This is a genomic window from Rhizobium sp. NFR12 (assembly GCF_900108545.1).
Classification (GTDB): domain Bacteria; phylum Pseudomonadota; class Alphaproteobacteria; order Rhizobiales; family Rhizobiaceae; genus Neorhizobium; species Neorhizobium soli.
On record NZ_FNWM01000008.1, the window covers coordinates 50,632 to 62,532 of the forward strand.

The following is an 11,901-nucleotide window of genomic DNA, read 5'->3' on the forward strand; positions in this document are numbered from 1 at the left end:
CCACCGTGTAGGATTTGGCCGAACAGGCTTCCCATGCCATTTCAGCTAATGTAGGTTTTTGAAATACACACCGGGAGGTCGTCGCATGAACCCGAGCAACTTCGTCAAGGCGCTAAGCCGTGCCAGAGACTTTGCTCGTAGATCGAACGGGAGGAGCCAGTCGATGAAGATTATGAAAAGCCTGATATTCGGGGTCGCCATGATGGCAGCCGTGCCCTCCGTCGCCGACGAGATGCGGCGCGAGACGGTTCGTTTTGCTACGGGATCCTCGAGCTCAACCATCAAATCGTCGGTCAAAGGCTACCAGACGGTTCAGTACGCGCTGTCGGTTACGGCGGGCCAGAAGATGAGCGTCCAGCTCGATTCCCGCAATACAAGCCTCTACTTCAATGTGACCGCTCCGGGCGCCGATGCGGCGATGTACAACAGCTCGATCGATGGAAACGGCACCAGCATCACGATCCCGTCGAGCGGCAAGTACCTCATCGACGTCTATCTGATGCGCAATGCCGCAAGGCGCAATGAGACCGCGAGTTACGATCTCACGCTCTACGTCGAGTAGTCATCCGAACCGCGTGCGACACGGTCGTCCGGAAATGTCGAGGTTCGAAGGGTGATTTCAACCGATCGCGATTTCCCGTTCTACAACGGCAAGCCCGTCGAAATTGATGGACCGGGCTGGCTCCTTGTCATTGTATCGTTGGCGAGCGCTCTGCTTGTGCTCACCCTCGTTCCCCTTCGCACCTTCCCCTACAATCTCATTCCGGCGCTGCTGTTCGTCGCAGTCCCCGTGTTGGCGCTTCGCAAGGTAGCCGGGCCACACTGGAACTGCCTGTTCCGTCCTGTCGGATTTCGATCCGTGGGGCTGATGGTGCTCTTCGGGTTTGCTACGCTGCTGGGATCCATGGCGATGGGCTTGGTCCTGCAACAGTTTTTCGAACTTTACTCCAATCCCGTCGCGGATGCGATCGCCGTGATGTCGGCAACCGAGGTGAGCGCCACGCTTCTGGTGACCGGCATCCAGTTGGTAGGGGAAGAGCTTTTCGGAATACTGCCTTTCCTCGCTGTTTTGTGGCTGTGCGTGCAGCGTTTGCACCTGTCACGAAGGTTGGGGATCGTTATCGCCGTTGTCGTTTCGTCTCTGCTCTTCGGCGCGGCGCATCTGCCGACCTATGACTGGCACTTTGCACAGTCTCTCATCGGCATCGGTTTTGCCCGCCTGATACTCACGCTCGCCTATATCGTCACGAGAAATCTCTGGGTCTCCGCGGGCGCCCATATCATCAACGACTGGACTGGGTTTGTCTTCGTTTTGGAGTTCGGCCATGTGCCCATCAATGCAGTGGAGTGAACCCCGAAGACCGGTCGCCATCGAAAAATCCAACTCATGGCCTTCGCGCCGCAACGTTCGAACGAAAGGACTTGGAATGCGTCTCGTAGCGAAATCTCTCATTGGAATAGTCCTGCTGTCGGCCCTCCCCGCGTCCGCAAACGACGTTCATCAGACGAAGTGCAAGGGCAACAGCGGAGCATGCATTCAGGAAGCCCAGCGCGTCTGCGGTGGTGAATACCACGTTCTTTTCAGTGAAAGCCACGCCGGAGGGCTCCTCGGCGACAGCGTTCCAGGACCGGTGACCTGGTACTCCATGAGCTACGAATGTCCGAACTCCCGTGGCGACAAGCCGGACTTCCCGTTCCGCGGCAACACGTATTCACCGCCGCCGGAACGCGACATCGAAACGAAGTCGCGGCAGAGGGTCTCCATCGGAAGCATGGGTAAATTCTGCCAGGGAGAAGCATCAGCCACGTTCGGCCGCAGGCCTCTGGAAATCCTTACTCTCCCGGTGGAGCGCACGGGGGGCGGGTTTACTGTCTACGGCCAGTTCCCACCGGAGGGATCGCGGGTCACCACGTTCGAGTGCCGCTTCGACTCGTCCGGTGCATTCAGGCGCGTTGTTCGGGACTAATTACGGTTTCGCAACGACGCGCAACCTTCCTCGCGGTCGCGAGGTGCGGGTCTCCCACGAGAGCGGTCGCTGATCGTCGCCCGTCACCGACACGTAGTCATCTCAATGTGAAGATGCTGCTCTCCGGTGATCGAGGCGCCGGCTCCAGAAATCTCGCTGAAATTAAGCAGCGTGGTCCACTCCACTCGCGTGAGTGTCGCATGTTGATGGTCCCTGCGCGAGCTGGAACATGCCGACGAGACCGCGTAGGCGTTGCGCCTCGTTCATGAGCAGTGCGCTTGCCGCATTGTTTTCCTCGATCATCGCGGCATTTTGCTGTGTTCCGTGATCGAGCATGTTGACGGCCGTGTTGATCTCGTTGAGGCCGACGGATTGTTCGCGAGCCGAAAGGGCAATCGCTTCGACTTGCGTGGTGATCGCTTCCACGCGGCCGGTGATTTCGGTCAGTCCTTCGCCGGTCTCACGGACGCAGCGAACGCCGTCTAGAACCTCGCGGTCAGACGTCTGGATCAGTTGCTTAATTTCTCGTGCGGCTTCCGCCGACCGTCCTGCCAGAGCGCGGACCTCTTGGGCAACCACCGCAAATCCTCGTCCTGCCTCCCCCGCTCTTGCCGCCTCGACCCCGGCGTTGAGAGCCAGAAGATTGGTCTGGAAGGCGATCTCGTCGATCACGCTGATGATTCCGCCGATTTTGGTCGACGAGATCTCGATGCGTGCCATGGCTTTCAACGCATTTGAAACGAGCACTGCTGTGCTTTCACTCGCGGCATTGGTTTCGCTGGCAATACGATGGGCGTCTTGCGATCGGCGCGACGCGTTGCCGACATTGGCAGTGATCTGTTCGAGCGCTGCCGCGGTCTCTTCGAGCGATGCGGCCTGGTGCTCGGTGCGGCGGGACAGATCGTCGGCGCTCGAGGCGATCTCGCGGCTTCCCCCCTCGATGGAAATGCTTGCATGGGCGATCGAGCTCATGACATCGGCCAACTGGGCGACTGTTGCATTGAGATCGCGGCGCAGATTTTCGAAGTCCGGCGCAAATGGCTCGGTCAGTTCGAAAGCGAGATCGCCGCTTGCCAAACGCCGCAGCCCTTCGGCGAGACCTCCGGTTGCATGGCTCAAGCGTGCCCTTGCCTCGGTCTCTGCTTCCCGTTGCAGGCGGACGCGTTCACCTTCCGCGTTGGCCCGTGCGGTCGCTGCTTCTTCTTCCAAACGACGGTTGGCGATCGCCGCCTCCCGAAACGTGTCCAGCGCGCCAGCCATGGCACCGAATTCGCTGCGAGATCCAAACGACGGGATCGCAAGATCCGTCTGTCCCTCTGCGAGCTTACCCATGGCACCGGTCATCGCCGCGACTGGCCGCGTAATGGACCGGCCGATAATCCAGACGCCGCCACCAAGCCCGACGATCGCCAGCAGAACCAGGCCGGCGACGACGGTAAGGTTGCGAGACGCGACTCTTTCATTTTCCACGAGGATAGTCTCGCGCTCCGTTTCGTAAGCTGCGCTGACAGCCTGCACCTGCGGCTCTAACGCAAGGTAGGCAGCTGCAACATCCTTGCGGGTCTCTGCTTCCCCAATGCTGGCTTCGGCGTAAAAGCGAAATGCCGATCGGTAAATTTCCAGGCCATCGAGCACCCGGCTGCGCTGCGCACCCGGGCGGAAGGCGTTTTTCACAAGCGTCGCGAACGTCTCAGCCTCCTCTGTGTGTTTTTGCAGATATGAGGCATCGCCACGCAGTATGAAGTCTTTCTCATGACGCCGCAGCATCAACATGCTGGCGCGAATAGCGGTATCGTCGACGGAGTCCAGACGTCCCTCGATCGAATGAACCGCCGAGCGCATGGCGCCCTGCAAGCCATTGTCCTGATCGAGACCAAGGTCCTGATTGTTCTTCACAAGCGTATCAAACGCTGCTTCGTAGGCGGTCAGGCCAATGCTCAGTTGGTCGAGTTGGGCTGCGAGATCAGGAGTGGCGGAACGACGAAGGCTCGCCAGCACGCTACGACCTTGAGAAACGGCTGCCTTGAACTTTTCCGTGCTGGCCATCTCTTTTTCGAGCAGGAATGCCTGCTGGAACATGTAGCTGGCGCTCACGCTGGCCGACAGGCTTGCAACGTCGGCTTTGCTCTCGGCAAGCGCATCTGCAGCGGCACGATATCCGTGCTCGACGTGGCGCTGACCGATAAAGATGGCGCAGATCGTGATGATACCGACGAGCGCCATCGCCGCCAGGAGCATGACGCGCTGCGAGATTCGAAGATGGGCGAAGAGCAAAGGCTTAGACCTCAAAGGCAAGAAAACAGCGGCATCAATGCCCTTCGGCTCTTAAGCAAATGTCTACGGAGTGTGAATTTACTGTGACACAGCCGCGTGCGTGCCGGTGCGGCGCAGCTCACTTGCCCCCTCGGCTAGATTGCGGAAGAGGGCTTCAGCACACTGAAGCTGTGATCATTGTGGAGTGCGATAACACCCTCGTATTCAAGGGCATAGAGAGCGTTGAGTAGCTCGTGCCTGGAAAACTTCACTGTCGTCGGCGTGTTTGCGATCGTGCGAAACCGGATCTGCGACGGCGGCCTCAGCCGCAATCGTCGCAATAGATCCGATAGAGCATGCACAACTTCGAGATGGGTTCTCAACGACCGGGTCTCCAGGTAACACTTTCGATCAACGCAACACGCGCCAAAGCGACAATGCGGTCTCCAGCTATCCCTGGTCTATTTCAGTTTTGTGACGCGGCTTGAGGAATAAGATGGCCTTGGCCAAGCAGTCGTCTGCGTAATCCTGCGTGGGCGTTACCTGATGGGCTTAAGAGTCCTGATGGCTGCATTGAGTGCGATCCTGACACGAGGTCTGTCCGATCCAGTTTGACACCAGGCCGGGCAGTCGTCAGGATCAATTTGCCCTGAACGACATTCGCACACCGTCGTCATCGGAACTGCTTTCATCCGAAAAAGGAATCGTCCTCATGGGCAAGAAACTGAACAAGGTCTACGAGGCGCTCGTCAGTGGCGCAGCCGACGGTCTAACCGGCAAAGAACTCTATGCTCATGTCGTAGACGAATGCCCGAAGACATCGAGCAAACGCATTGTCAAAGCCTCCCTGTTTGCGTTGTCCGACCCGGACATCAAGGAGAGGGGTCTGCTGGAAGCAATCTACGCGCTTGCTATCGACTATCGCCTGTCCTCGCTGGGGGTCGATGAAGAAACTCAAGAGACAGATGACGAAAACAGTCCGGCTCCACTTGTTTCACAGGAACTGAGAAACAGGCTCGAAAGCACGGTCTCGATTATTCCGGCCATTCGAGAGGACGCGACATTACCGGAACCGTCTAAAGGCATCCATTGAGTGCAGATAGGCACCGCTCAATCCGACGCACTCAGCGTCCATCGGGCACGTCCGTCACAGCAATTTCCAAGGGCTTGATGGCCTTCAGTACGAATTCGATAGCGAGAATATCGACCTCGTTCTACTGCCCTACCCAGTCGGAACTGGCTATGCCTCGCACCTGACCGTCATCCACACGTCACATATTCGTGGAATCTGATCTTGACGATCGGAGGGCGATTACGTGCCGCATCTATGCCTCAACGCGATATCGAAGCACTTCGACAAGTTCACAGCGCTGGATAGCGTCTCGCTCGCGATTCCCGACGGAGCGTTTCTCGCGTTGCTTGGACCTTCAGGCTGCGGCAAGACCACTCTTTTGCGCCTGATCGCCGGGCTTGAGCATCCCGATCAAGGAGAGATCCGTTTCGACGATCAGTTAGTCGCCGGTGATGCCGTCTTTGTCCCACCGGAAAAGCGTCGCGTTGGCATGGTCTTTCAGTCGTATGCGCTCTGGCCGACGATGACCGTACGAAAAAATATCGAGTTCGGCTTGAAAGTCGCCGGGCTCACGGTTCAGGAGCGAAACCAACGCATCGATGAGGTTCTGGACGTCGTCGGGCTTCGGGGGCTGGATGGCCGCCGGCCGCACGAACTGTCGGGTGGACAGCGGCAAAGGGTAGCGCTTGCTCGCTCGCTCGCAACCAGACCGCAACTCATCCTGCTCGATGAACCGCTTGCCAATCTCGATGCCCATTTGCGTGAGGCCATGCTCGCGGAATTCCGCCGTATCCATAGTCTGACCGGCGCCACATTCGTATTCGTCACCCATGATCAGGACGAGGCGATGGCGGTTGCGACGCATGTCGCCGTCCTGGACCGGGGCCGGCTACAGCAGCTCGGTACGCCGGAAGAACTTTACCGCCAGCCGTCTTCGAGCATGGTTGCCCGTTTTATCGGTCGGGGACGTACGCTGCCGGTGCAAGTGGTTGAGTCCGGAGCGGGTCGAACGAAGGTCATGCTCGGCCAGCAGCTCCTCGACATGCCGGGCGAGGCCCCGACAGGCTATGGCTGGCTGTGCTGTCATGCCTCCGATTTCAAGCGCGTGCCTGAGGGCGGCCACCTGAAGGTCGAGCTCCTGGGGCAGGTCTTTCAGAACGGCGTCTTTCTCAGCCACTGTCTGCCGACTGAGATTGACGGCGACGTCGTCAGCCTGCCGCTCGAGGAGCGGTTAGCGCCCGGCACGTCGATCGAACTCGTCCTTACGGGCGGCTGGGTGATCGGCGACGGCGGAACAGGCCAAACCTGGGCCGGCCGTGTCACTGGTCGATCGTCAACCTGTCGTTCTGCCGTCATCTCTGTGAGCTAGGCGAAACAGCATCTGCCGAACCGGTGGCCGTCTCCCCATCGCCCGGGCGGGGCCGCGTTCAAAACAATCTGCCTATCAACGAGGTTCTCATGTTCTTCCGCACGCTCGTCGCCACAACCATTCTTGCCGGCCTCGCCTTCCAGGCCGCGGCCGCAGACACGATCACCGTTTACACCTCGCAGCCGCAAGATCAGATGACCAAGGTCATCGAGGCGTTCAACGCCGACCATCCAGAGATCAAGGTTGAACTCTTCCGTTCCGGCACGACCGAGGTCATGGCCAAGCTGCAGGCTGAATATGCCGCCGGCAACAGCCCGGCCGACGTCATCCTGATTGCTGATACCGTCGCCATGACGCAGTTGAAGAACGACGACCGCCTTCTGGCCTTTACCGACGCTCCGGTTGCAGGCATAAACCCGGCCTTCATCGATGCCGACAAGACCTTTTTCGGCACCAAGGTGATCACCACAGGGATCATCTACAACACGAACCTCGTGAAGACCGCCCCGAAGAGCTGGAACGACCTGCTTGCCGCCGATGCGGCCAAGAGCCTGATCATGCCAAGCCCGCTCTATTCCGGTGCGGCCGTCATCCATGTCGGCACGGTAACGCAGCAGCCTGAATTCGGCTGGGCGTATTACGAAAAGCTGGCCGAGGCCGGCGCCGTTGCCGGCCAGGGCAATGGCACGGTTGTCGAAGCCGTTGCGCGCGGCGAAAAGGCCTATGGCATCATCATCGAATACATGGCCCTCAACGCCAAGAAGAAGGGTTCACCCGTCGACTTCGTCTTTCCCGCAGAAGGCGTGAGCTCGATTACCCAGCCAGTCGCCGTGCTCAAGGGGTCCGATCAGGTCGAGGCAGCCAAGACCTTCGTCGCCTGGCAGCTCTCCAAGGCAGCCCAGGTACAGGCCGCCGCCCAAGGCTATTTCCCAATCCTGCCCGGTGTCGCGCAACCGGAAGGGTACCCGGCGCTTACCACACTGAAGATCCTGCCCGCCGATAGCGATGCCATGCTCAAGGCCGACAAGGAAACCAAGGAAAAGTTCGCGGAACTGTTTGGCGGTTGACCCTATGATCCGCAGACCCGTTATGGGCCGGCCGCATCGTTTGGGAGGCGAGCATCTGCTCGTCTCCCTTCTCGTTTTATACGTGTCCTTCACGACGCTATGGCCGCTCGCGCGGCTCTTTTCCGCCGCCTTCCAACCCGGCGAGGACGGCACGCCGCTCGGGCTGATGCTGACCACGCTCGCCAGTCGCTCGGCACTCAGGGCGCTCTCGGGAACGCTGCAGACCGCGCTTCTGTCCGTTGCCGTGTCGACTGTCATCGGCGTGGCGCTCGCCTTTGCCGTCAGCCTTTTGAAACTCCGCACCCGCGCCGCACTGACCTTTCTCATCCTGATCCCGCTGATCGTGCCGTCGCAAACCATGGCGCTTGCCTGGATTGAACTATTTGGCGCGCAGTCGCCGATCCTGAAACCGCTCGGCCTTGCGCCACCGCCGGGCTCCACCAACCCGCTTTATTCAACTGGCGGGATCGCGCTTGTGATGGGCATCGAACACATGCCGCTGGTTTTCATTGCTGTCCGGGCGGCGCTGCGGGCACTGCCGGCCGACCTTGTCGAGGCCGCGCGCATCCTCGGTATTTCGCCAGGCAGGATCGGCCTCGGAATCGTCTTACCCATCGTCATGCCTTCGGTGCTGGCTGGAAGCTTGATCGCGTTCACCGCGGCGATCGGCAATTTCGGCGTGCCGGCACTTCTTGGCATTCCGGGCCGCATCTCGGTCCTGACAACGTTGATCTACCAACGGCTGAACGGCTTCGGCCCGGCCGCCGCCGGCCAAGTGGCGACACTGGCGCTGATGCTCGCTGCCATGGCGGCGCTTGCCATCGTCCTGCGCAACATCGTCACGACCCGCATCGCCGTGCCGCTTCCGGCCGGGACACCCTTCGTGCCTACCCGCCGCGCGCCTGTAATCGACTTCCTGCTGTGGATCGTGGTGCTCATCCTGTCGCTCGTGCCGCTCGCGGCGCTGACCATGACTGCGCTCTTGCCGGCCATCGGGGTGGCCTTCGGACCCGACACGATAAGCCTCGACCAGTTCCGCGCCGTGCTCGACAATCCGACCGTGCGAAGGGCTTTTGCCAATTCGCTGCTGCTCGCCGTGATCACGGCCGCAATTTCGATGCTGGTGGCCGTACCGCTGGCCTTTCTTTCTCAACGCCGTACAAATCCTGTGCTCCGGCTGCTTGATTTCGTCATCGAGGGGCCCTGGGTCGTTCCCGGCACTGTTGTCGCGCTCGGCATGATCCTCGCGTTCCTCAAGCCGCTGCCGCTGATCGGGCTGTCGCTCTACGGGACCATGGCGATCCTCGTCATCGCCTATCTCTCGCGCTTCCTGCCGCTGGTGCTCCGGCCCGTGGCCGCCGCCGCGCAATCAGCCGACCCCGCACTGGACGAGGCGGCTCGCATTACCGGCGCCGGTCTTAATCGCCGCATCCTGTCCATCTTCTTGCCCGGCGTGCTACCGGCCGCGGCTGCCGGGGCGATTCTGGTCGTGATGACGGCGCTCAACGAGCTGACGCTTTCGACACTGCTCTGGTCGTCGAGAAAGGAAACCATAGGTGTGATGATTTTTGCCCTGCAGTATGAAGGAAACTCGACTGGCGCAGCGGCAGTCGCAGTTCTCTCAACCCTCCTCGTGTTGAGCCTTGCCGGGGGAGCGACATTGATTGGCTCAAGCATGCCGAAGGGCACCCTGCCTTGGTTGGAGTGATTGAAGTACGGGGGTTTAAGCTTAGATCCTAGCTCCGAAAATGCGGGGTAAAGGCGTGCCCTACCTTTCAAAAAGCTAGGGAAAGAGATGACGGAACTTGACGTGCTATTGATCTGTTGTGAGTGTCCAATCGGAAATTAACGGAGCATTTCGTTGGCGACAGGCCTGATAGCACTACTCGACGATATCGCTGCAATAGCGAAGCTGGCTGCTACGTCGCTGGACGATGTTGCGGCCCAGACTGCAAAAGCAAGCGTCAAGGCTGCAGGCGTTGTTATCGACGACACGGCTGTAACCCCGACCTATGTCGTTGGGCTATCACCGGCCCGGGAGCTGCCGATAATTTTGCGCATCGCTCTGGGCTCGCTGCGCAACAAGCTGGTCTTCCTCCTGCCCATCTGCCTCCTGCTCGGCTACTTCGCCAACTGGCTGATCACCCCGCTGTTGATGATCGGCGGCCTGTACCTGTGCTTCGAAGGCGCTGAGAAAATATACGGTCTGCTGGCCCCCCACGCGCACGATGTGGGTGACTCGTCGACACCGGTTGACCCGGTCGCGCTCGAAGAACAGAAGGTCGCCGGGGCTATCCGCACGGACTTCATCCTATCCGCAGAGATCATGGCCCTGACGCTTGCCGATGTTGCGGATTCCAGCATCTATACCCAGGCTATGGTGCTCGCTGCCGTAGGAGTGCTGATAACGGTTGCCGTCTATGGCGTCGTGGCTTTCATCGTAAAGGCCGATGACATCGGATTGCACATGGCAAAGGCGGGATCTGGCACGGCACGGGTGATCGGCCGCAGCCTGGTCAAGGGTGTGCCGGTGTTTCTACAGATCCTGGCGGCCGTGGGCACTGCGGCCATGCTCTGGGTCGGCGGCAGTATCGTCGTCCACGGGCTGGATGGGCTCGGGCTGTCAACACCCGAGCATGTCATAGAAGGGGCATCCCATTTCATGACGACTACCATCGGGGTTGCTCCGGCTGTGGTCGGGTGGCTTACGACATCCTCGCTTCAGGCTTTGCTGGGCATCATCCTTGGCGCCATCGTCGTCATTGGCGTAACGGCCGTGCATGCGGTGCTCCCCTCGCGTCGCTCGGCGTAACGTCCGGTAACCCCTTCGGAAAGATCGAACGGGTGGCTCGCTCGCGGACTCACCGGACTGAGTGCAGGACGTTGAGGATCAGCTCTATCGGTGTCCAGCCTGATAGCAGGAGCAGTCGCGATGCCGCTGGCCGTTTCGAGGTACGAAAAAGCCCGGGTTTTCTGGTATGTAAGGTTTCGAACGTCGGCTTACGGACAGCCTCTCTCGCGTCCCTATTGTATTCTTAAGGGCGCTGATTGCCGCCTTTCTGGCGTTGAGTTGAAGAACTGGTTCTGAGGGCAGAGAGCCGTGGCGGTTGAACCACGCAGCGCTCATCAATCTTCCACCACTCCAAGCTGGCCTCAGACCGACAGATCGTGGAGATCGCTCTTTATGGCCTCACCCACATCAAAGTCTGAAAAGCGCACGTTCAGCCCGCCTCGCTCCGGCGTACAGGCGGTCGGTCCAACGAGATAGCGATCCGCGGAAGGGAACGGCGCCAGACGCAGAAGCGGCCATACCTTGCCGTCCGACGAGGCCTGTATCCTTGCCGCTCCGTTTTTGAGCGTGATCCGTATGATGAAGTCTTCCAATCCTTGAAACGGCTGCGAGACGGACCAGTCCGAGTTTCCGTTTGTGACAACCGTTGATAGAAAGCGCTCGCCGTCCGTGAACTCGACACCGGTCTTGATCCAGCGTGTCTCGTCAATCCGCAACATCAAACCCGCCTGGTCATACAGGGATCGGAACTCTCCCTGGACCCGGACCCGCGCTGTGAATTCTTCGCTGACCGAAACTCCAAGAAAATGTCCACTATCCCGCGCGAACCCGTAATGCGTCTTCTGCCAGAAGTCGGTCTTCTGGTCGGTCGTCATGGTAAGATGATCGGCCGAGACCTCCCAGTTCGCAGGCTCGTTGACCCAGGTTCCGTTCTCGAGATGGGTTCTCATCTATGCAGCCACTCCTTCGCCATCATCGCCATATGCACATCAGTCCTTGGCAAACACCGTAGCGGACTCTGAGGTGGAGACCATCGTGTTGTAGTCAGAGACAAGCCATTCGAGATCGTCGCCCGCGCCTTTGCGGGCGTCGCCTTTGGCCATTTCGAGTTTTTCGTCGAAATTGCGAAGCTTGGACAGGAGCGACGCCGGGCTGGACTCAAACACGTGGAATGAGTTGGGATGCTGGAGAGCGTAGTCGTCGAACTCCCGGACAGCCTGAGCGTAGGCGGCAAGCACTGATCTGAATGCAGGCATGGCGACCACGGGCTTTTCGTTTGTCGGCATCACGTCCATCACGGCCTCTGCCCGGAACATGACGTTTCGCACATGCCAGCGCGATTTCTTGCCCTCGGCCTTTTCGAGCGCGAGTAGCGATGCGCG

At 59.7% G+C, this 11,901-nt stretch carries 11 protein-coding genes; 8 read left to right on the forward strand and 3 right to left on the reverse strand.

Annotation, left to right across the window (positions count from 1 at the left end; all coding sequences use genetic code 11):
* Positions 1 to 163: 163 nt before the first annotated feature.
* From BLW69_RS21990 to BLW69_RS22000, 3 genes are all read left to right on the forward strand, one after another.
* The gene (locus BLW69_RS21990) at positions 164 to 562 is read left to right on the forward strand and encodes a DNA breaking-rejoining protein (RefSeq protein WP_092665383.1); all 399 of its coding nucleotides are present in this window, start codon (positions 164 to 166) and stop codon (positions 560 to 562) included.
* Positions 563 to 613: 51 nt separating this feature from the next.
* Entirely contained in the window at positions 614 to 1,351 is a 738-nt protein-coding gene (locus BLW69_RS21995) for a CPBP family intramembrane glutamic endopeptidase (protein ID WP_210184939.1), read from the forward strand.
* A 76-nt stretch (positions 1,352 to 1,427) separates the two neighbouring features.
* On the forward strand, positions 1,428 to 1,967 hold the full coding sequence (locus BLW69_RS22000) for a hypothetical protein (RefSeq protein WP_092665385.1): 540 nt from the start codon (positions 1,428 to 1,430) through the stop codon (positions 1,965 to 1,967).
* A gap of 162 nt (positions 1,968 to 2,129) precedes the next feature.
* Here BLW69_RS22000 and BLW69_RS22005 read toward each other — a convergent pair whose 3' ends face one another.
* Complete coding sequence (locus BLW69_RS22005; protein WP_092665407.1) at positions 2,130 to 4,205, reverse strand: methyl-accepting chemotaxis protein; 2,076 nt, start codon at positions 4,203 to 4,205, stop codon at positions 2,130 to 2,132.
* 727 nt (positions 4,206 to 4,932) lie between these two features.
* Between BLW69_RS22005 and BLW69_RS22010 the strand changes: the two genes are divergently transcribed.
* The 5 genes from BLW69_RS22010 to BLW69_RS22030 all read left to right on the forward strand — a co-directional run bounded on the left by BLW69_RS22010 (position 4,933) and on the right by BLW69_RS22030 (position 10,540).
* On the forward strand, positions 4,933 to 5,313 hold the full coding sequence (locus tag BLW69_RS22010; RefSeq protein WP_174197535.1) for a hypothetical protein: 381 nt from the start codon (positions 4,933 to 4,935) through the stop codon (positions 5,311 to 5,313).
* A gap of 223 nt (positions 5,314 to 5,536) precedes the next feature.
* Positions 5,537 to 6,661, forward strand: a complete 1,125-nt coding sequence (locus tag BLW69_RS22015; RefSeq protein WP_092665387.1) for an ABC transporter ATP-binding protein — start codon at positions 5,537 to 5,539, stop codon at positions 6,659 to 6,661.
* A gap of 89 nt (positions 6,662 to 6,750) precedes the next feature.
* A complete protein-coding gene (locus tag BLW69_RS22020) occupies positions 6,751 to 7,728 on the forward strand; it encodes an ABC transporter substrate-binding protein (RefSeq protein WP_062459092.1) in 978 nt (325 codons plus the stop codon).
* A gap of 4 nt (positions 7,729 to 7,732) precedes the next feature.
* Positions 7,733 to 9,436, forward strand: coding sequence for an ABC transporter permease (locus BLW69_RS22025; protein WP_175487307.1), 1,704 nt, complete (start codon positions 7,733 to 7,735; stop codon positions 9,434 to 9,436).
* Positions 9,437 to 9,589: 153 nt separating this feature from the next.
* Complete coding sequence (locus BLW69_RS22030; RefSeq protein WP_092665391.1) at positions 9,590 to 10,540, forward strand: DUF808 domain-containing protein; 951 nt, start codon at positions 9,590 to 9,592, stop codon at positions 10,538 to 10,540.
* Positions 10,541 to 10,881: 341 nt separating this feature from the next.
* Here the strand turns inward: BLW69_RS22030 and BLW69_RS22035 are convergent, their stop codons facing one another.
* Both BLW69_RS22035 and BLW69_RS22040 read right to left on the reverse strand, forming a co-directional pair.
* Complete coding sequence (locus BLW69_RS22035; RefSeq protein WP_092665393.1) at positions 10,882 to 11,469, reverse strand: DUF1349 domain-containing protein; 588 nt, start codon at positions 11,467 to 11,469, stop codon at positions 10,882 to 10,884.
* 39 nt (positions 11,470 to 11,508) lie between these two features.
* On the reverse strand, positions 11,509 to 11,901 hold a 393-nt coding region (locus tag BLW69_RS22040), incomplete at its 5' end, for a YiiG family protein (protein ID WP_139283922.1).